This is a genomic window from Opitutus terrae PB90-1 (assembly GCF_000019965.1).
Classification (GTDB): Bacteria; Verrucomicrobiota; Verrucomicrobiia; order Opitutales; family Opitutaceae; genus Opitutus; species Opitutus terrae.
In genome coordinates this window covers 412,857-433,206 of record NC_010571.1, presented here as the reverse complement: position 1 = coordinate 433,206, position 20,350 = coordinate 412,857, and the positions used below count along the sequence as shown (strand labels likewise).

General features: G+C 64.3%; 17 protein-coding genes. 8 read left to right on the top strand and 9 right to left on the bottom strand.

Annotated features, from left to right (window positions below):
- The first annotated feature begins 28 nt into the window (after positions 1 to 28).
- Together OTER_RS01820 and OTER_RS01815 are read left to right on the top strand one after the other, a co-directional pair.
- The gene (locus OTER_RS01820) at positions 29 to 337 is read left to right on the top strand and encodes a DUF2934 domain-containing protein (RefSeq protein ID WP_012373189.1); all 309 of its coding nucleotides are present in this window, start codon (positions 29 to 31) and stop codon (positions 335 to 337) included.
- A gap of 985 nt (positions 338 to 1,322) precedes the next feature.
- Positions 1,323 to 1,865 (top strand): hypothetical protein, encoded by a 543-nt coding sequence (locus OTER_RS01815; RefSeq protein ID WP_148217970.1) that lies wholly within the window; start codon positions 1,323 to 1,325, stop codon positions 1,863 to 1,865.
- A gap of 154 nt (positions 1,866 to 2,019) precedes the next feature.
- On the opposite strand, the gene OTER_RS23505 is transcribed toward OTER_RS01815, so the two are convergent.
- The 3 genes from OTER_RS23505 to OTER_RS01800 form a co-directional block, all read right to left on the bottom strand.
- Complete coding sequence (locus OTER_RS23505) at positions 2,020 to 3,540, bottom strand: family 43 glycosylhydrolase (RefSeq protein WP_012373187.1); 1,521 nt, start codon at positions 3,538 to 3,540, stop codon at positions 2,020 to 2,022.
- 435 nt (positions 3,541 to 3,975) lie between these two features.
- Positions 3,976 to 6,969 carry a WD40 repeat domain-containing serine/threonine protein kinase gene (locus OTER_RS01805; RefSeq protein ID WP_012373186.1) on the bottom strand — a complete coding sequence of 998 codons (2,994 nt, stop codon included), beginning with the start codon at positions 6,967 to 6,969 and terminating at the stop codon, positions 3,976 to 3,978.
- 134 nt (positions 6,970 to 7,103) lie between these two features.
- A complete protein-coding gene (locus OTER_RS01800) occupies positions 7,104 to 7,760 on the bottom strand; it encodes an RNA polymerase sigma factor (RefSeq protein ID WP_012373185.1) in 657 nt (218 codons plus the stop codon).
- 338 nt (positions 7,761 to 8,098) lie between these two features.
- Between OTER_RS01800 and OTER_RS01795 the strand changes: the two genes are divergently transcribed.
- The 3 genes from OTER_RS01795 (at position 8,099) to OTER_RS01780 (ending at position 11,315) form a co-directional block, all read left to right on the top strand.
- The gene (locus OTER_RS01795; RefSeq protein WP_012373184.1) at positions 8,099 to 8,443 is read left to right on the top strand and encodes a hypothetical protein; all 345 of its coding nucleotides are present in this window, start codon (positions 8,099 to 8,101) and stop codon (positions 8,441 to 8,443) included.
- Positions 8,444 to 9,418: 975 nt separating this feature from the next.
- Positions 9,419 to 10,123 (top strand): hypothetical protein, encoded by a 705-nt coding sequence (locus OTER_RS01785; RefSeq protein ID WP_012373182.1) that lies wholly within the window; start codon positions 9,419 to 9,421, stop codon positions 10,121 to 10,123.
- 406 nt (positions 10,124 to 10,529) lie between these two features.
- On the top strand, positions 10,530 to 11,315 hold the full coding sequence (locus OTER_RS01780) for a prolyl oligopeptidase family serine peptidase (RefSeq protein WP_012373181.1): 786 nt from the start codon (positions 10,530 to 10,532) through the stop codon (positions 11,313 to 11,315).
- A 181-nt stretch (positions 11,316 to 11,496) separates the two neighbouring features.
- On the opposite strand, the gene OTER_RS01775 is transcribed toward OTER_RS01780, so the two are convergent.
- Both OTER_RS01775 and OTER_RS01770 read right to left on the bottom strand, forming a co-directional pair.
- Positions 11,497 to 12,144, bottom strand: coding sequence for a dihydrofolate reductase family protein (locus OTER_RS01775; RefSeq protein ID WP_012373180.1), 648 nt, complete (start codon positions 12,142 to 12,144; stop codon positions 11,497 to 11,499).
- A 379-nt stretch (positions 12,145 to 12,523) separates the two neighbouring features.
- Positions 12,524 to 12,796: a hypothetical protein gene (locus OTER_RS01770; protein ID WP_012373179.1), complete on the bottom strand. Its 273-nt coding sequence runs from the start codon at positions 12,794 to 12,796 to the stop codon at positions 12,524 to 12,526.
- A gap of 161 nt (positions 12,797 to 12,957) precedes the next feature.
- Here OTER_RS01770 and OTER_RS01765 point away from each other — a divergent pair, with 161 nt between their 5' ends.
- Entirely contained in the window at positions 12,958 to 13,218 is a 261-nt protein-coding gene (locus OTER_RS01765; protein ID WP_012373178.1) for a helix-turn-helix domain-containing protein, read from the top strand.
- 171 nt (positions 13,219 to 13,389) lie between these two features.
- Here the strand turns inward: OTER_RS01765 and OTER_RS26990 are convergent, their stop codons facing one another.
- Entirely contained in the window at positions 13,390 to 13,881 is a 492-nt protein-coding gene (locus OTER_RS26990; protein ID WP_012373177.1) for an ASCH domain-containing protein, read from the bottom strand.
- The gene (locus OTER_RS01760; protein ID WP_012373176.1) at positions 13,878 to 15,962 is read right to left on the bottom strand and encodes a GNAT family N-acetyltransferase; all 2,085 of its coding nucleotides are present in this window, start codon (positions 15,960 to 15,962) and stop codon (positions 13,878 to 13,880) included. Before OTER_RS01760 ends, OTER_RS26990 begins: the two co-directional genes overlap by 4 nt.
- Positions 15,963 to 16,083: 121 nt before the next feature.
- Here OTER_RS01760 and OTER_RS01755 point away from each other — a divergent pair, with 121 nt between their 5' ends.
- Complete coding sequence (locus tag OTER_RS01755) at positions 16,084 to 16,731, top strand: 3-keto-disaccharide hydrolase (protein ID WP_012373175.1); 648 nt, start codon at positions 16,084 to 16,086, stop codon at positions 16,729 to 16,731.
- A gap of 182 nt (positions 16,732 to 16,913) precedes the next feature.
- Entirely contained in the window at positions 16,914 to 17,693 is a 780-nt protein-coding gene (locus OTER_RS01750) for a hypothetical protein (protein WP_044891474.1), read from the top strand.
- Between the two features lie 341 nt (positions 17,694 to 18,034).
- On the opposite strand, the gene OTER_RS01745 is transcribed toward OTER_RS01750, so the two are convergent.
- Together OTER_RS01745 and OTER_RS01740 are read right to left on the bottom strand one after the other, a co-directional pair.
- The gene (locus tag OTER_RS01745; protein ID WP_012373173.1) at positions 18,035 to 18,952 is read right to left on the bottom strand and encodes an alpha/beta hydrolase; all 918 of its coding nucleotides are present in this window, start codon (positions 18,950 to 18,952) and stop codon (positions 18,035 to 18,037) included.
- A 175-nt stretch (positions 18,953 to 19,127) separates the two neighbouring features.
- The gene (locus OTER_RS01740) at positions 19,128 to 19,931 is read right to left on the bottom strand and encodes an alpha/beta fold hydrolase (RefSeq protein WP_012373172.1); all 804 of its coding nucleotides are present in this window, start codon (positions 19,929 to 19,931) and stop codon (positions 19,128 to 19,130) included.
- Positions 19,932 to 20,350: the final 419 nt, after the last annotated feature.

Below are 20,350 nucleotides of genomic sequence, written 5' to 3'. Positions count from 1 at the left end.
ATGGTCGCCGGATGCATCCCATTCATCCATGAAGACGACGACTGACGTTTCCCAATCTGCCCGGAGTTATCACGACGCGATTTCCGCGCGCGCGAGAGAAATTTGGCGCGCGCGCGGCGAGCCGAGCGGCGAAGACGTGGAGATCTGGCTCCAAGCCGAACGCGACCTGGTGGCGAGCGGAGCGATCCCGGCGAGCCCGCCGCCGCCGCTGCCGCGTTCGGCCCGGCGGACGAAAGTCGCGGCCGACGAGATCGATGAGCGCGAGCTGGCCGACCGGCTCGACGCGTTCGGCGATCGCGGTGCGCGCAGTCCGACGTCGCTGGATCCAGGGATCTGACGCAGCGCGCTGGGAGCGCGGGCGTCTCGCCCGCAATGATTGGCTGAATCGGTTGACCACGGATCACGCGGACGACAGGGAAGTCTGGCCGCGAAGAGGCGCAGAAGGCGCAAGACTCAGAACGCCGAAGGGCTTGGCGAGCCGCCCACGGAATACACGCATCCCCCGGAAAACATTCCTCCCGCGGATCACGCGAATAGCCGCGGATCTGATCCGTCGCGGATGGGGCCGCGACGCCCTCGTCGCGGAGGATCGATCATGTAATGGTGGATGGCCGCAAAGAGACGCAGAAGGCGCAAAATTCAGAACTCCGAACTGGAAAGTCCAAACCGCGAGCCAAGTGAGCCGCCCACGGAATACACGCATCCCCCGGAAAACATTCCTCCCGCGGATCACGCGAATAGCCGCGGATCTGATCCGTCGCGGATGGGGCCGCGACGCCCTCGTCGCGGAGGATCGATCATGTCATGGTGGAGGGCCACAAAAGGCGCAGAAGGCCCAAGCGGTTGGCTGAGGTCGCCCGCGAATCACGCGAATCGAGCGAATTTGAACCGGGCCCGCTGGGAGCGCGGGCGTCTCGCCCGCAATGATTGGCCGAACCGGTTGCCCACGGATCACGCGGACGACACGGAAGTCCGGCCGCAAGAAACGCGGCACGCGCGTGTCCATTTGCCGGAGCCGATACGGGGGCACTCCAGCGGCCGGCCTCTATCAACTCGACTCTGATACGGGTGCCGGTCTTGTTGTCCCTGATCGAGGCACGATCGCTCGGGCTTTTCTGAAGGGCTCCATATCAAATCGGCGGAGCGTTGCTATTCGCCATCGGAATCTGGCTTGTGATCGACCTCATCAAGAAACTGAAGGCACGATGATCGCCCTATCTCTTTTGAGTTTTGCCACGCGTGTCGAGTCGGGGACAACGCGGGCAGCCGTCCGCCTGTTGACGATTCATCAGTACCCGTAACTCCGTCCTCGCTCGGCCCGCGTGGTTGATCTGAATCGTCCCAGCGAAAAAATGCTCGTTCTCGCAAACGCAGGAATACCGATGCTCTACTTCCACCTGCCGGCAATGGTGCTGGCGTTGGTTCCAGTCATCGCTGCCGAAGGGTTGTGTGCTCGCCGACTGTTTCACATCCCAGCAAAGAAAGCGTGGAAGGGGGTCGTTGCTGCGAATTGCTTTTCGGCGCTACTGGGATTCCCGCTCTTCTGGGGTGTCGGTGTTTCGGCCCTCATAGTTGGAGGACCGCACATTGATGTAGTGGCACCCAGCATCCAAAGAGTGTTTGAGGTTGGCGCGGGCGCGATCTGGCTTGGCCCTGACGCAAGCGGCATGAAGATCATTCAAGCAGGGCTGGCTATGCTTATACCGGCCTTCTTGGTCTCAGTGTTTGCGGAACGCTGGGTCCTTCGCCACGCGTGGAAAGATCTACCTCCCGAGGTTATTGCTCGTTTCAGTTGGAGGGCACATTTCGTTTCTTATCCAGTGCTCGTGGTCGTGTGGCTCTGCTATCTAGCATGGATATGGTGACCAAGAAGTCGAACTGCCGGCACCGCCAACGCGGCCAGCTATGCGTTTTCGCACGGCTGACCGACGACGGCAACACCGGCGTATGAATCAAGCCGGGCCGCTCCACCGGGCGGGCCACCGCTAGGACCGCGGAACGCGCGTTCGTCCCCGCTCGTCAGTCTGCCGCGGCGGTGCCGAACAGGGTGAAGTCGGCGACGGCGGGCGAGATGCCCGCGGGTTGCCCAAGAATGACCAGCCGGGCGCGGCGCGCCAGCACCGGCGTGCATTCGCGATAGTCGATCAGCAGGTCCTCTTCGCTCTCGCTGCGATCGATGATCGACGTCCATTGGCCGGGCGCGGTCTCGGCTTCCACGCGGTAGCGAACGGGTCCGGGCTTCACGCCGCGAACCGTGTCGAGCCCGACATCGCGCCAGGCGATCCGAGTCGCGCGGATCATCGCGGGAGCGGAGAACTGCGTCATGAGGCTCGGGTGCGCGTCGTCAGCGGCTGGCTGCCACCACGTGAGCAGGTTGTGGTCCGCGGCAAACCGGCCGGGCAGGTTGGGCGCGCTCGAGCTGCCAAAGGTGGGCTCGCCGTCGTTGAGCGGCAGCCAGGCTGAGGACGGCGTCGCGCCGGGCAACGGCTGCGGGATCGACGTCGCGGCTGGCACGAAAAGTTCGCCGTGTTCATCGATGGCGGCGAGATCCATCCCGAGCCGACGTTCGAATCCGTGGACCACGCCGGCGAACACGGTGTAGAAAACCCAGAGTTGGTCGCGCGGTCCGGCGACGATGCAGCCGTGCGCGGTGCCGGTGACGAGCCCCTCGGGCGTGCGGAAGATCGGGTTGCGGCGCTGCGGCACGAATTTGCCGAGCGGCGTCTCGCTCACCGCGCAGCCCATCGCGTAGGTGTGATACTGCGTGCCGCCCGCCGAGTAGGTGAGATAGTAGCGGCCGTTGCGCTTGAGCATCCAGCCGCCCTCCATCCAGCCCAGCTGCGGGTTCTGGTTGTGATTGCCGAGGCGTTGCCACGGGAACGTGTCGGGCTGAAAAGGAATCAGCTCGCGCGGTTCGCCGATCACGCGCGTCGGCTGCGCCGCGTCGAGCTCGACGCCCCAGATGCCGGAGTTCGGCGTGCAGCCCCAGTAGTAATACAACCGGCCATCGTCGTCGGAAAACAACATGGGGTCGGTTTGGTTCGGCATGCCGGCGATGTCCGGCATCTGCAGCGCGCCGAGGCTCGCGAACGGACCGAGCGGCGTCGGCGCGGCGTAGAGTTCGGAGCCGGAGGCCAGCAGCAGAAAGCGGCCCGCGTGATGCACGACGGTGGGCGCGTAGCCGACGTCGCGGATGTTGAGGGGCGAGTGCTGCCACGTACGACCCTCATCCGCGCTGACCCAGGCCATGTCGCACGAGGGATAAAGATACCATTTCCCCTCGAACCAAAGCGCGGTCGGATCCGCAAGTTCGCGATACTGCTGCTTGTGCTCGCTCAGCCACAGCCCGCCGAACTCGGCGGGCTCGCCGGCCACCACGTCGCGGGCCATCCGGCTGACCGGGTAGTTGGGTAGCGGCAGGGGATTGCACCAGCGCGCGGGCTGGGCCGGCGCGGCGTCTGCCGCGGAGCTCGGCGAACTGAAAGAAGACACGATCGTCAGGCTCAACAGAGCCGACCGAAGGAGAACGTGCGGTCGCATGATGGATCGGAGGGGTAGGGCCGAGGAAAGTGGGCCCTCCGCCTGCGAACAACCCGAAACCTCGACCGCCCGAAAAGCGCACGAACGCGTCGTGGATTGCGGAGCGTCTCGCCGGCTGTCGTGCGTCGAATTATGACGCGACGCGCGCAAAAGGCTCGCGCGGGCGAAAGGTTCGGCGCTGTCTGCGCGTTGATTGGCTTCGCCGGCTTCATCCACCCAGAGGCTCAAAAAAATCCGATACCATGCATGCGAGTGCCAAGACTGAGAACGCGGGCACGCCGACGATGAAGCGGCGGCTCAAACGGGAGACAATGGATTCGTCGAGCAGCCATCACCTGCGCGACGGATTGGGTTGGTCGATGGGGCGCACCAAGCCCCGCCCGCCGCCACCTCCGCGCCGCGGCGAGCGGGCGCCGCTGCGGCGGTGCGCGTTCGTCATCGCTGAGCGACAGGCTGCATAGCGGCGGTGTTCGCGCCGGGCTCCGGTCGGCAATCCCACCGCTGGAGTCCTCCGTCGTCGGTCATGGCCACCAGCCATGATCCGGTGGGATCCATGTCGAGTCGGTAGACCGGGTGGCGCTTGTCCGCGCCGCGCAACTCCACCGACCACGCCGCGAGCCAGCGCCAGGACGCGGTCATCCAGACGATCACCAATCCATCGGCGCCACCGGAGAACACCCGCGTTTGATCGGGCGACGCGACGAGCGTCGCGATATCCGCACTGTGGGCCTGAAACTCCGCGATCCGGCGGCGGCTCGCCACATCCCATACGATCATCCGTCCGCGTTCGGTGCCGCCCACCAGCAGCCGTGCCGAGCGCAGGAAGCACAGGCTCGTCACCCGGAAGGCGTGCGTCGGCAGGTCGACCACGCCGTCCGGCGAGGCCAGCTGGAGCCGCGCGTCCCAGGTGCTCGCCGCCACGAGACGGCCGTCGCTCGAAACGGCGGCGGCTTGGACGGCGCTGCCGAGATGCAATCGCGCCGCCGTCGGCACTGCCGCGCCGGTGGTGAGATCCCACGCCTGCACCCGGCCGGACTCGGTGCCCACGACGGCAAACCCTTTGTTGGTGGAAACGCCAACCGCCGTGAGCAAAGGGTCTTCGACGGGTGCGACGGTGATTGCGGCGTCGTCCGATGCGCGCAGCACCGCGCGCACCAGCGTGTGCCCGGGCGTGAGCGACCATAACCAGCGTCCGTTGGCGCTGAACGCAAAAGGCAGAAACAACGAAGGCAGATGCCGCAGGGGGCGGAGGCCGGCCGTCTCCATCACGACTACCTCGCCGTCTGCCCCGGTCGCGGCGAGCAGCGCGCCATCGGAGCTCAGCGCCGCCGAGCCGAGCTGACCCGACCACAGTCCGGCCGTGGAGCTTTGCGCGCGTGCCGACTCCGTTTCCCACAACCGGCAGGTGCCATCCATCCCGCCCGTCACCACGCGCCGGCCGTCGTCGAGCCATTGCAGCGTGAGGATCGCCGCCTCGTGGCCCGTGTGCACCGTCCGCTTCGCCGCGTCGGCCACGGACCAGATCGTGAGCAGGCCGTCCTCACGGCCGACGGCGAGACGCGTGCCGTCGGGAGAGAACTCGAGCGCGTTGATGCCATCGCCGGCGTTGAGCGTCCGCAGGCCGGTGATATTATCCGCCGCGCCGTACCTGACATCGCTGGCGGTCGCCAGGGCCAGCCAGCGGCCGTCCGCCGACCAGCGCACGTGCCCGATCCACGGCAAACCGGGCACGCGCGCGAGCGCGGTGCCCGTGCGCGTGTCCCACACCACGAGTTCGTAACCGGCCGCCGGCGAGTCGCGCCGGTAGAGGCTCGCCGCCAGCCGGGATCCGTCGCGATTGAGACACGCCCGGGACAGGATCGCGTTCGGGCCGAGGGCTTGCGCCGTCCAGCGGAACGCGGGCGCCTGCGTCTCGACGTCCCACGCCATCAGCGTGGCGTTGTCCGGGTCCGGCGGCGCGAGCAGCAGCGTGCGCTGATCCGTCGCGCGCGCGAGCAGGATGCCGCGGGCGTTCTGGCGCTGCCGCGTGCCGTGGACCAGATCGAGTACGTCGACCGACAGGTCGCCTCGGGTGACGATCAGCCGGCCGTTCTCGGCATCGAACGCGGCGAGCCCGTAGCAATCTTCGCCGAGCACGGAGCGCGCGCCGGTGGCGAGATCGAGCCGCACGGCACGATTCGGCGTCGCGCGCTCGATCACGACGACGGAGCGGCCATCGCGAGCCACCGCGAGCGCCGAGATCGGCGGGCCGCCGACCGCGCCGAGCACCTGCGTGGCGTCGCCTTTGCTCTCGTTCCACAGCGCATGCCATTCGAGCCCGCGCAGGTCGGGCTGTCCTGCCGTTGGCATCTGTCGCCGGAGTGCGGTGCGCGCGCCACCGATGTTCTGATCGGAGAGCGCGAGCTGCGCGAAATGGAGATCGGACGTATAACGTGCCAGCTGCTCGCTCGCCTCGGCTGCCTGCCGAAACTCGATCTCCTGCGCCGCCAGTGCCCGCAGGGCGAAATAGTTGCGGACGCCGAGCACGCCGATGACCAGCAGCGCCGTCGCCCCCGCGATCGCGCCATACCACGACAACGTGCGCAACTGCCGCCGCGTGCGATTGAGCTCCTGCACCGAGCGGCCCGCCTGCAGCAGCCGCAGGTCGGAGAGCAGCGCTTCCGCGCTGGCATAGCGCTGCGCGGGATCGGAATGACAGGCCCGCAGCACGATCTCGTTCAACTCCACCAGTGCGACGGCATCGGGGCGTGCCGGCAAGTCCGCGGGCAGCCGCGGAAACTCGTCCGGCTGCAGCCCGGTCGCGAGCTCGTAGAGGATTTTGCCCAGGCTATAGAGATCGGCACGCACCGAACCCGTGCCCTCCGGGGCCGCGTACTCCGGCGTGCCGATCGACGACACGGTGTAGTCCGACGCGGTGATCAGCCCGATGTCGGCGAGCTTGGCGCGGCCATCGACGAAGATCACGTTCGAAGGTTTCACGTCGCGGTGCAGCAGCCCGGCCTGGTGCAGCTCGCCCAGCGCCAGCGCGAGTTCCGTGCCGATCCGCACGCAATCCTCGGCCGGCAGCACCCCGCGGCGCCGCTGCAGTTCCTTGAGCGTGAGCGGTACGTAAGCCTCCGGGTCGACCGTGGCGGCGCCGGCCGCGTCATCGGCCAGTTCCATCACGTAGTAGAAAACTCCGGCGCGCTCGTCGCGGCCGACGTGCAGCAGGGCGAGCTGCCGCGGCTGGTCGCCGACCGCCTGCTGGAAGCGCGTGATGCCGTCGAGCTCGCGAAAGAACGGCCGATCATCCTCGAACCGCGCGCGATCGATGACCTTGATCGCCCGCAGCACGCCGGTGACGCTGCGGCCGAGCCACACTTCGCCGTAGGCACCGCCACCGATACGGCGCAGCAGCGTGAAATCAGGAATGGACAGCGTGGCCGGCACGGTGCGGCCTCACCGAGCCGGCGCGCGACGCGGACCGGCGCGCCGGGCTCGCGCCCGGATCCACCGCGCGGAGACGTCCGGGCTGGACCGGGGCCTCCGCGGCGAAGTCGCCGCGGGTGTGGCGGAGCGAGGCGTCATGACAGCTCCAGGACGGGACCGAGTTCCGCGACCTCGGCGCGCAATTTTTCCAGTACGCGGTGCTTGATCACGTAGACGGCGGCGGGCTGGGTGCGGAACAACTCGGCGACGCGCGGCACCGGCACGTCGTCGAGCATCACCATCTGAAATATCTGCAGGTGTTTTTTCGATACGGTGCGCTCGAGCCGGCTCAGCAGGGTGGCGAGCGCGTAGCGCTGCGCCTCCGTCTCGAACTGCTGGTCCAATTGCGGCGGAGCGGCTGGCACGAAGAACGGCGCGCGTTCCCCGCCGCCCGGCTCGTCGGCCGGTGGGTCGAGGGAAATCCGAACCGGCGGTTCATCGCGTCGGCGCTGCCGCAGCCGGTCCGACGCGCGCCAGCGGGTGAGTTGGAAGAGCCAGCGGCGAAACGCCCCGCGGCGATCCGAAGGCTGATAGTTGCGGATCGTCTCGGCCACGCGTCGCAGCACGTCGTGCGCGACCTCCTCCGCATCCTGTTCCGGTAGTCCGCGACGCCGCGCCAGGCCGCGAATGTGCGCTTCGTAGGTGAGGTAAAACTCGCGCCAGCTCCGGTTGTCCGAAAGGTCCGCCAGTCGGCCGAGCAGGCTCAAACGAGTCGGCAGGGAATCGCTGCTGCGCTCGGATTCCTCGTTCATCGGCGGCCGCTCAACGTGCGCTCGCGACCACGGGCCGCAAGCCGCGTCGCGGCGTTATGTCACGAGCGCGGCGCGCGGCATCGGGAAAATTCCCACGGGCGGCGCGCATCGGCGGGATGCTCTCCCGCCGGGCGCCCTGCAGCCCCGGGGGGTGCTCGTACCGCGGGCGCAGGCAGTCACGGCGCGCGTCACGCCGGCTGAGAAATTTTCAAAAGACACGCGGCCGTGAAAGAAAACCGCGGAGGCGCGCGTTTGGAAGGGCGTCGTGATGCTCCGAGCAGTGTCCGCCGCCAGGAGCCTGCGACACTCCCTCCACACCACCCTCGATTCCGCCCGCCATGAAATACGTTTTCGCCACTGTCTTCTGCGCCGCGTTGCTCCTCGCCGCTGTCATTGCCACCGGTCACTCGCTCGATCTCGGCTCCGTGATCGGACTCCTTTGCGCCGCCGTCCTGCCCGCCGGACTGATCTGGGATTATCGCAAGTCCCCCCGCGGGTCGCGGCTGCCTCGGCTCGCCCAAGCGGACCAGCCGCAACCGGCGCCCGCGCGCGTCGCCAAGCCGGCTCGTCCCGTCGTGTTCACGCCGCCCCCGCTGGTGCCGCCCGCGATCGCCGCGCCGTCGCTGCCGCTCCGTCGCGTGCGCCAGTCCGGCGACTCGCTCGTGCCGCTGCGCGCGAGCTGAGCTGGTCGCGCCGTCGCTGTCGATCGTGCGGCGCCGCGTTGTTGCGGCGCCGCTGGTCCGCCCCCAGCCGACTCACTCCACCCATGAACCTTCCCGTTGGTTCACGTCTGCTCGCCGCACTGCTGTGTGCGTCCGCCCTGTTCACGGTGGCCGCAGCGTCCCTGCCTTGTTTCAATTTGGCCGGCACGATGCCCATCGTGAATTCCCGCGCGGCCCCGCAGCCATCTCGCGCCCCGATGCCTGAGCGGATCGGGCCACCTAACCGGCGGCTGCGGGCCGCGGTCTGGATCTACTATCGCTGCCGCGCGATCGACCTGCCGTCGGTCGCTGATGACGGGGCGGGCTTGGGCGGGGCGGCCTTGAGCGCAATGATCGATCTCGGTGGAGCAGCGAACCGCCCACGAAGCACACGGAAGACCCGGAACGCTGGCCGCGAAAAAGCGCAGAAGGCGCAAGAGTTGGCTGAGGTCGCCCCGCGAATCACGCGAATCGGGTGAATTTGAAGCGGGCCGCTGGGAGCGCGGGCGTCTCGCCCCCAACCATTGGCCGAACCGGTTGCCCACGGATCACACGGACGACACGGAACTCTGGCCGCAAAAAGGTGCAGAAGGCACAAGAGCTGGCTGCGGTGGCCCGCGAATCACGCGAATCGAGCGAATCTAGAACGAGCCAAAAATGGGAGCGCGGGCATCTTGCCCGCAATGATCGAGCTCGGTGGAGCAGGGCGAGCCGCCCATGGAGCACACGGAAGACCTGGGACTCTGGCCGCAAAAAGGCACAGAAGGCGCAGGGACATCGACCCATAGTGGCCAAGACCTGGCGCCGCTGTAGGCCAGGTCAGCGACCTGGCTGATTGGCTACTTCCTCGGCAAGTTGGCGTTGCTGTGCCGCGTTAACGGGTAAAGAAATATCGACGGCTGCCTTGCTCGGTTTCGATGAGTCCCCACAGCTGTGAAGAAATCCAGTGCTCCACCCATGAAGATCGCTCTTGTCGCCATCCTGCTCTGCCTCGCTCTCACCGCTCGCGCCCAAGACGAAGTGATCGTCTTGTCGCCGTTCGAAATCTCGTCGGCGCGCGCTACAGAGAAACCTCCGATCGTGGTAAAGAAGCGGGCTGATTACCTGCTGCTGCAGATCTCGCTGGTCAACGACACTCGCGAACCGGAACGACGGCGGGATGAGGTGTACGCGACGTTGAGCGGCATGGTCACCGGCGTTCCGCGCGGTTCGAAAATCGAATTGTTTACGGAGGAGTTCACGCTGAATCCGGGGCACTACCAGATCCCGCTCAACGATGTATCGGAAAAACGAGACACGAGCCGCGTTACCCTTTATGCGAAAATTCCGCTGAGCGAATCGGACGACGTGGGCGCACTGGCCGAAGCCTTGCGATCGTTTGTTCGTTCGATTCGTGGTGACGGTCGAACCGAGGTGTTCACTGGCGATCTCGGACTCAGCATTCGGAACCCGGAGCGGTATCGCTATGACGTGATCCAAGCCATTGCGGCGGACGTAAAGCGGCTCCGCGAGATGTTTGGTGAAGGCTTCGAAATTGTAGTGAAGGGACTCGATGCTCGGTTGAAATGGGAGCGCTCGAGTGTTTCCGAAGTCGAGCTGTACCTGCCGTTCGCCTATGAAGTGTTCCCCATCCGCGGGAGCACCGTGATCACCGAGCGCTAGCAGCCGCCGGGACCAGATAAAGTAGCGTGAGCTCGGCTGCACTATCGCCGTGAGCGCTTGGATTCAGCTGCTCAGTGCGGGTTGGGCCGCACTCCTTGGGCCGCCGGCGTTGTTGTTGACCGTTACGGCTGCCACTTGGGACGGCCGATTGTTCGGTTTGGCCGCCGTTTTGTGGGCCGCGCTTCCGCTGTTGGCGTCTTGGGGCAGACCACGGGCGATTTCGGGGCGAAGGAAGGTCGCGCGTGCTGCGCTGATTGCGGCCACGCTACTCAGCTTGACCGTGGTGGTGCATGCTCCGCCGGGACCGGTGAGCAGCCCTGCCAAGCTTCAGCGAATCTCCACGCACGCGACTGGCTTTTCGGAGCGGTTTGGGCTCGGACGTTTTTTGCCCGAGGTTGATCAGCTGATGCTCGGCTTCACGGTCGCCGCGGTGTTCGACCCGCTGTTCACCCGCACGCAGTGCGCCGAGTTGAAGCGACTGACAAAAGAAATCTACCGTGAGCTGGGAGCGGACGCCGACTTTAGCGCAGCGGGTTCGTTGATGCCCGATGCGTACCTGCGGATATTTGGCCATCGTCCGCTAGTCCCAGAATCCTTTCTCTACGTTTCGCCGAATGCTGACCGCACCAAGCCGCTCCCGGTTATCGTCTTCCTGCACGGCAGCGGAGGAAATCTGAAAGGCTACGTTTGGGTTCTTTCGCGAGTCGCCGACCAGCTTGGAGCACTCATCGTGGCCCCGAGCGGGGGCATGGGCAGCTGGAGCAATGGCGAAGCTGCGGCGGCGATCGACCAGGCGCTCGCCGCGCTGCCGGCTGGACTACGGATTGATCCAGTCCGCATCCACGTCGTAGGGCTGTCGAACGGCGGCCGCGGCGTAACTCAACTCCTGCAAGCGGCGCCACAACGGTTCCGCTCGTTCGTTTTTATCTCGCCCGTTTTCGACGAACAAGCGTTGGGTCGGCTTGCATTCACATCCGCGGATTACCGACCAGACGTCTTGATCCTGACCGGAACCCTCGATGATCGTGTACCCCTGACGTATGTTGCTGAGTCGGTGAAACGGCTCAGCAGCCGGAATCTCCGCGCGGACCTGCGGGTAATCGAGGGCGCGGATCATTTTGCGATGTTCAGCCATCGCGCCGACATTAGCGATACACTCGCAACCTGGTTCACGGCGCGCGGTAGGCCGTGACTCCGAGGTGAGCCGCACGAGAAAGCTTGGAGGCACAATCGGCGTCATTTGCCCAGGTTCTGGGCAACGGGGATCATGCGCTTGCGACTGTCGGCGGTCGATCGATCATCGCCGCGGTACGGGGACGTGTCGGGAAGTCGCAGCCGAATGCGGCCTGCCAATGGCGAGCGTCGCGCTAGGCTTACCGGGACTTCGCGAGCACGACGTGCAAGGCGCCGGGAGTCGTCACCTGCTCGACACAGGTGTAGCCGAGTTTTCGGAGATCGATGCCGGACAAAAGACTTTCACCGCTTCCGAGGATGATCGGGGCAATTGCCAAATGGAGCTGGTCGACCAATCCGGCCTGCAGGTATTGCCGGATCGTCGCTGCCCCACCGCCCACGCGCACATCCTGTCCACCCGCCGCCTCTGTCGCGCGCTGCAACGCGGCATGAATGCCATCGGTCACAAAATGAAAGGTCGTGCCTCCCTCCATCTGCAGCGATGCGCGCGGGTGATGAGTAAGGACGAACACCGGCGTGTGATACGGCGGAGTGTCACCCCACCAGCCTTTCCAATGATCATCCGGCCAGTCGCCGCGAATCGGCCCAAACATGTTGCGCCCCATGATCCACGCGCCGATCCCGGCGAATCCACGTTCGGCGAAATCGTTGTCCACGCCCGTCGTGCCGTCGGCTTTGCCGATCATTTTTTGGAAAACCCGGGTGGGGAAAAACCACTGGTGGAGGTCCTCGCCGCCGACCCCGAGCGGGGCTTCGCGAGTCTGATTCGGCCCGGCGCCGAACCCGTCGATGGAGAGGCCGAAGCAATGCACGCGCAGGTTGGACATGGTTTTACTCCTGGGGCGGAATGGGCGGTTTGGTTCAGCGCGCGCGGTCGTTGGGCTCGCCACGTGACGGCGCGGCGTCAGTGGCCACGAGAACGACAAGCAGAATGAGAATAAGAGCCACGGAGAGCATGTTGGATGGGGATTCAATGCCTCAACGAACGAGCGGACGGTTTCCGGACCGGACCGGCTCGATTCGATCGTGGGCGTTTGGAAGCGGCTGGGGCCGCGGTTTGTTGATCCTCTCCAGGCAAATGGCTGCGGTCCGACTGCCGCTGTTGCCAGCGGCGTTCTCCCGGTAGGCCAGGTCGATGACCTGGCTGCTCGTCCGCCTCGCCGAGGGAATCCGTAGGGGCGCAGACCCGCTGCGCCCTTTGCTCGGTCACTCGTCAGCCAAGACGTGTTCGCCGTTGCGCAACACGGCGTGTGGCATCCGCCGCCAGCGACGTTTCTCTTGTAAGCCAGGTCGGTGATCTGGCTGATGGCTGTAGTAGCGACCAGCGTCGACGTTCACGATGGTGAGCATTCCGACCTTGGCGTAGGCGAGATCGCGCTGCGTCGGCACCTCGTCCGTGCTGAACACGACGCCCTGATCCCAGACGAAGATGTAGCGTCCGGCGCGGTGAGTTGAGCGGATCGGGTGGGCGTCGGACATGATGAAAGAGCGGGCGGTGACGAGTGGAGGATCGGCGGTGAGACCGTGAAACGGAAAAACCGGGAGGCGGCTAGGATTTAGCCTCCGCCGAGCAGGTTGTCTGGAAATCCAGACACTAAGGCCCGGCAAAGCTGCTAGGGTCAAGTCTGGAATTTCAGACAATGGCTGCGGCGAAAAACATCGTGGGTCCGAGAGTGCGCGAAGCGCGGAACCGGCTTGGCTGGTCGCAACAGAAGCTGGCGGCGAAGTGTCAAGTCGCCGGCTGGGACATCTCGCGCAGTATTGTTGCCGCGATCGAAGGCCGCGTCCGCTGGGTCGGTGACTTCGAGCTCGTGCTCCTCGCGCAGGTGCTGCAGATCCCGCCGGGCGATCTTTTTCCTACGCGAGTCGATTGGGCGAATCTCAAGCCGAATCTCCGGTGAGCTTTCCTGCCCATACCTGATGGGCACGTCTCGCTCTTCGCGATCCACAAGATCTACAGCGTGCTGAAGTGGGATTCTCCGAGCTGCTGGTGAAGGGATGCGGGCGGACCGCGGCGCGCAGCGGCTTGTCAACAATCAAGACGTGACCCGGTTCCTGCTTTCCTTCGGTGATTAGGATATGACGCTTTGTCTACGGGCTGCCGAGTGCTCCCGCTTTTGCGCCAACAGAAGACCCCTCGCGGTGAGTGTCGGCATCAGAGTTCCTAGCTCGTTTGGGGCTAGGTAACGGTAACTTTGCGGAGGATGAAAGCGTTCTGATCGTTTGCGCATGCACGCAAGTTTAAGCGGCCTATCAAGCCGCCATGCGCGCCCAATTCTGATTCCGTATGCGCGCTTTGATCCTCGATAGTAGTCATCAAACTGCCGGCGACTGAGCGCGCAAGCGCGACGCACTTTGTCCCAAAGTTCATCAGGCGTCGCCGATTGGACCTCGGTCACGACGAATGCACCTGTCAATTCGCATTGCGGGGACGAGGTATACACGAGCACAAGGTCACCAGCCTCTACGGACGGCCGCAACCGCCGGAGTTCCACGCGTTTTTTGCCGGAAAAAATCTTTTCGGAAAATTCCGGTCGGATGGAAAGCAACAAAACTTTGTTCATGAGGCGATCACTGCTTGACCGAGGCCAAGAAGGTAGATCTGCCGGAAAATGCCTTCGTCAATCCGCACTGGCGATTCGAAATTCGCACGAACACCCAGCTGCTTAGCTTCGGCAAGTGTCACAGGCCTATTGAACACCTCAGTGTCCATGAAGCGCAGCGCCATAATCTCGGTGTCTAGCGATCGGTCGGCCGTTTCGTAAACGTTTTCCCAACGATACACGCCGAGCCGCTGATAGCGTCGGTATAGCTCCTTCGGCCGCCCGATGTCGATCTCGACTAGGCGAGAACATGCGCGAATCGCCATAGTGCCTTCAAAATCGCCGTCTTTGGTCACATACCAAAGCAACCGTGCTGGAGCCCGTAATCCACAGCGGTTGGCAGAGCGGTAGTAAATGTGTTCGCGATTAAGGGCCAGGAACGGCTCGGCTCCAAACAACTCCTGTCGAGCCATCGCCTCGTCGAAGAAGTGTTGTGCCCATTTAGGGTGAATCGCCACGCCGAATGTGGGAATGCCGGATTCAAATATCTTCACGGGCCAGAATATCCGCTCCAACTCGGATCCGAGCTTCGTCGGTTCACCACGTAGGCGGTCGATTTCCGTTTTGAAGACTGCTGCTTCCGCGGCGTTGGCTCCGTCCAGCCGAGAGATTCTTGGCAAGACTTCATCAAGCGTGCCATGAGCACGAAGCGTGCAACGCGCGTGGTGCCCGCGGATGCGGATGAAGCAAAGCTCGGTAAGCGCGGACTCAATTTCTGGTGTCACAAAAGAGTCGGTGACCCGAACCCAGCCTAGAGTCGCTTCGACTGCGACCTGGACAGAGCGTAACACTAAGTGCCGATCTAGCGTTCGAGACAAACCTCCCGGAAGAACCCGAATAACCGGAACCTCCAAGACACCGGGTTCAGTTCGTGAGAATGCAAGCAGAGCGAGAACTTCACCAGCGTCTGTAATCACAAAAACATCAGCCCGGTCAGGGTATGCGATGAGCGAGCGCAGCTTCCTTCGAAAATCGCCCGGGGTTTCTCCGCGATGAGTAGCGCAGAGGCGTTCAGGTAACCGATCGATTTCTTCGGCCTTGCAACGCCGGCAATCAATCCGCGAGCCAGCCAGTTTTGCCGGCTGATATGCGGCGATGCGCCGGATTTCGTCAATCCGACCTACTAGTTCCGCGGGCAATAGTATCTCCAGTCCAAGCCGCTGGTGAACCTCGTCAGCGTATCGAAGCAGTTCGTCATCTCGCGTGAGGAAAACATCCGCTCCGGCGGCAGCCGCTTTGATTAGGTGGGACCGGTCGGATTTCTCCCGCTCTGAATTTCCCAGTCCCATGATCGCAGCGATTTCGCGCTGCGTTACAGTCCGCTTCTCGTCGGATGAGCTCAGGATGCGAAATTGAGAGCATCGCTGGCGGCAGCGGGTGCGCTCGTGGTCGTCGTCGTGGCGTTGGATCTCATGGTAGATTTCGTCCGCTATGCAGAGATCAATTTCCGATTGCAGCCAATCAGCCACGAGAGCTCGCGATTCGTCCCCTTGGTCGCGTTCAGAAATTAGATCGAAGAAGATATTTGCGTCGATGGCAGCCACGATTCGTGAGGCTTCTGTGACAGTTGCGGCGAACGAAAACAGATCCGGCAGCCCGTGATCGAGCCACCAGTATGTTAGCATCCTCCCATCTTTACTGCGGCCCGCTCGCTCATGGACGGCGTAAAAGCCTAATCTTGGCCAAAGGGTGTTTGCTGGAAAATCGACGCGGCAACTCAGCCCAATCCCTCGTAGGTTCTTTGCCTGGGTGATCTTCTTTAGCTCGTTGACGAGCGAACGCGCAACGCCGGCGCCGCGCGCACGTTCCGCTGTACAAAGATGAACAATGACAGCACGGTCATCGGAAATGCGATAGATTAGGTACGCAAGAAGACCGTCGGGCGCCATCGCGGCGAGAATCTGGCCACGCCGCGCATAGTCAGTGAACGCCCCATCGGGAAAGAATCCCAAGAATCGACTGTGTTGTCGCCACAGCGCCTTGACCCCGGCCATGCATAGCGGCGGATCGGTCGGCACTGGAACGATTTCGATCGCTGGCATCGGTTAATGAGGCCGTACAGACACTATGGTACGTGTGCTAGTTGAAAATACAAAAAGGTTACCGCTTACAAGGGGATTGCTCCGGGGACGGGTGGGCGGTGGAATCGCGGGCATACCCCGTATGAAAACGATCCGAGTGTGGACTGTGGTGGCGCTGCTCGCGGTGATCGGATGCGGCGTGCGGGCGGAAACAACGCAACGGTTGTGGGACGGAAAATCCTTCGCCGGCTGGCACACGATCGGACGCGGATCTTGGACCATCGTCGACGGCGCGATACGCGGTATCCACCCGGCCGATGAGCCGGAATTCAGTCACTTGGTAACGGACCGCAGTTATCGCGACTTCACCGTGCGGCTGAAGTTCAAGGCGGTGAAGGGCAACAGCGGATTCTATTTTCGGATCGCCGAGCAGGGCTTCAGCGGCGTCACCGGATTCCAGGCGGAGATCGACGCGAAGGTCGACGTCGGCGGACTCTATGAAACCAACGGCCGCGCCTGGGTAGTCCAGCCGACACCGGAGCAGGTCGCGTCCTGGTTCAAGCCGGGCGAGTGGAACGAGATGACCGTCACCGCGAAAGGTGGCGACGTCGTCGTGCACGTGAACGGCTACAAATCCGCGGAGCTGCGCAACGATCCGGGCCGAGCAGAAGGCAAACTGGCGCTGCAGGTCCACGGCGGCCAGGACGTCGAGGTGTGGTTCAAGGATCTGGAAATCGTCACCCCTGAACGAGAGGGCCGCACTGGAGACCGCCGCACTATCGGGACTTGAACTTCGCGGTGCCGTCGATCACGCGTGCGCAACAGCACGCGGCCTGAGGCCGCGGCCACGTTGCGAGCCAATGAAAACCGCCGTATAGTTTGCTCATGGCCCCTTACTTGTACCGAGCCGTGCGTGTTCTTACCGCCAGCTGTTGCATCGCAACGTCTTCGGTCTGCACGGAGGCCGCCGTCGTGACCGGCGACGGGTTGGAGATCGCGTCCGGTGTCCATCATCCCAACGGCAACATCTACGACCAGGTGCTGCTGACCGGCCCATCCGTGACCGTCGATCCGGATCCCGGCGAAGTGGCCCGCGTTTCATTCGTCGATCTCAACGATGACATCGTGCAGGTGGAGTTCTCAGGCGCCGGTCTGATCACCGTCTCGCTGGACCCCGACGGACGAAGTGGTCCGGCTTTGGCCGGCAAATATAACCAGCCGGACGTTCAGTACATGAAAGGCCACGCCTCCGTGACGATCGCGGGCTCGAACGCGACGACGAATGTCACCATCTTTTCAGTGGGCACCCTTACTGCGCAGAACCAGGCGATTTTCCGCGCGGGCGAGATGTACGACGGCATCGCCGATCTCGCGCGCCTGACCATCGTGGCTGATCCCGCTTCAGCGTCCGGATCGACGTTCGGTGCCATTCGGACCGGCAACGTGCAGTTCTGGCACCACGTCGGTAATGTCGGCATACTAGCTGCGAACGTGCAGGTGCAAGGGCCAGTCGTTCTGTGTGACTTGTGGACCCTCGAAACGGCAAATCCCGTCCTGACGTTTGGCACCGTTTCGCAATTTCCGGCACTGCTCGTGGCGGGAGGCGACCTGAGTCAGCCCGGCGGAAAACGGATTCTGGTCGCTTCCAACCTGACCGTTTCGATGGTGGCCGGCGTCACGTCGCACAACGTTTTGCTCCCGGCTCAGCCGCTGCGAGGCGTCCTGGAGCCGCCCGGACCGATCTCGTTCTAAAACTTCGTCCGGAAGGCTGCTGAAAGCTTGGTGCGGGGCTGGCGGAGCGCTCGGACCATCTGCGACTTTTCGGCGGTTTGACTTGAAGGAAGGGCGACAGTGAGCGGCGGAGGCGGTAACGGTGAACGGTGGGCGGCGGACGGTGAACAGTGAACGGGATAGCCCGTCGTCGCGTCGGCCGCTGAGGTGACGGTCACCGGTGGATCGGGATCGGGTCCGCCCTCGTTCCCGATGCGCGTGATTTCACCCGTTCGACCGAGCCATCGCGAATCTGAATTTCGGCGATCTTCCGCAGTCGTCGCTAGCCGGGGCGCTTGGAGCGGCAAGCTTCCACAAGAAGTTCAGCGGAAGATCCGCTGCGCGAAGTGATACAGGTTGCTGCCCCAGGTGTCGCCGTTGTGGGGATGATCGTCGACGTTCCAGAGGTGCGGCACGTCGTGCTCCTTCAGGTAACGGTGCGTGCGCTGCGAGAAGTTGATCAGCCCGTCCTTGTTGCCGCAGGAGATGTAGAGGAGCTTGAGCTGCGCGCGGGCCGCCGCGAGATCGGGCACGAGTTGCTCGGGCGGCTTGGTGTTCGGCGCGGCGGAGAACGCGCCGATCCACGCGAACGTGTCGAGATGACCGAGTCCGAAGTTCAGCGTCTGCCCGCCGCCCATCGAGAGCCCGGCGAGCGCGCGGTGTTCGCGATCGGTGGCGGTGGAATATTTCGCTTGGATCGCCGGGATCAGGTGATCGAGCAGATCGCGCTCGAACTTTGCGAAGCCCGCGGCCTTCTCCGGCTGGAAAGGATTGTCGCCCGGCGTGTCGTCGGCCAGCGCGCGGCCGTTGGGGAAGACGACGATCATCGGCACCGCCTTGCCGGCGGCGATGAGGTTGTCGACGATCGCGTGAGCTTTCACGTAGCCGGTCCACTCGTGCTCGTTGCCGCCGATGCCGTGCAGCAGGTAGAGCACGGGATATTTTTGGTCGGCCGAATAGCCGGGCGGCAGATAAACCTGCGCGTTCCGACGCGTGCCGGTTACCGCTGAGTCATACTGGAACGGCTCGAGCCGGCCGCGGAGCGCGTCGTTGGGCAGCGCGCGATAATCCGCCGGCGGTTCGGGGAAGAGGCGGACGTCGTCGTCGGCGAGCACGATCGGTCGCGCGAAGTTGGCGCGGGCGCGCTCGGGCGAAACGTCTTCGGGCTTTTCCTGGGCCGACGCGATGATCGCGGCGGCGAGCACTCCGAGCGAGGCGAGATAAAGGGGAACGGACTTCATGGGAGAAGCGCGAACTGATTGAGGATTACGGAAAGGAGTTACGGCGGTCAGCTAGGTCGCGTTCTGCTGGCCAGCAGAACGCTCCGCGCCGCGAGCACCTCTGGTCGGCGCGGCGGTCCCGCGGCTGCGGGACCGCCCTACCTCGGGGTCACGTCTTCGGGTAGGTTTCAGTGGGTCAAGGTTTGTTCGCCGGAGCCGCCGGTTTGTTCTGATCGCTCACCGCCTCTTCGATGAGCGTGGCGACGCCACGCGGATCTTCCTGCTGGGCGACATGGCCGCCGGGGAAGGTCCGGATCGTCCAGCCGCGGGCGACGGCGCGCTGCCAGCTCTTGTCCGTCTTCGCGCGCTCCTCGGCCGACTTGTCCTTCGGGATGAAGGCGACGTAGGTGACCGGCAGCGTGAGCGCGGCGGGGTTCTTGTAGGAGACCGGCTGGTTGAAGCACTTGATCGACTGCTTCACGTTGTGGGGCGGCTGGGCGTCGGGCTTCACCCACGGCACCTGCATGAACCCGTCGGAAAACCGCGAAGGATCCCGCGGGCCGTTGCCGCCGAAGAGATCCCACAGCGTCATTCCGTCATCGGGCACGGCGGCGTCGAGGAACACGACATGGCGGATGCGATCGGGCACGCGGTCCATGACGCCGGTGATGACCATGCCGCCGTAACTGTGACCGGTGAGCACGACGTCGTGCAGGTCCTCGAAGAGGATCGTGTTCACCACGTCGTTGATGTGGGTCTGCAGGTCGACGTCCGGGCTGTTGAGGTGCATCCGCTCACCGAGACCGGTGAGCGTGACGCGGTAGACGGTGTGGCCGTCATCGGTGAGGAACTGGCCGGTGCGCTTCCATTCCCAGCCGCCAGCGGTGGCGCCGTGGACGACGACGAACGTTTGCTTGCCGGCGGAGTTGGCGGCGCGGGCGGCGGCGGCGGCTAAGAGTGCGAGCGCCACGAGGAGGAGAGGGCGGAGGAGGTTTTTCATGGGTGGGTGAGTGGTTGAAAGACGTTTGGACAGGTGGCGTCAGCGGTTATGCAGCTCCAACAATTGTTCCAGTGGTAGGGTCATTCCGCTGCCTGCGGGAAGGTCGTTTGAGGTTGGCGGCGCTCACGGAGTGAGCGCCCTGCCTTTGCTGATACGGAGGTGAAAGGTAGGGCCCGACCGTCGGGCGGGCCGAAGCAACCGGAGACGTTTCATAGGCATGGCGACCGTTGGCGCTGCAGCGTGGCGTGGGGGCGGACAGGTAGGGGGGCAGTAGAAAGAAGCGGCGCAGGGCGGTGCCGCCATAGTCGAGATGCGATGCTCGATGGCGCCGGGGCGCGAGGAAACACAGCCGTCACTTGACGGTTAGGCGCGTGCCTCTCCCCGCGACGCTCAGCGGGCGGTTGCGGATAAACCTCCGG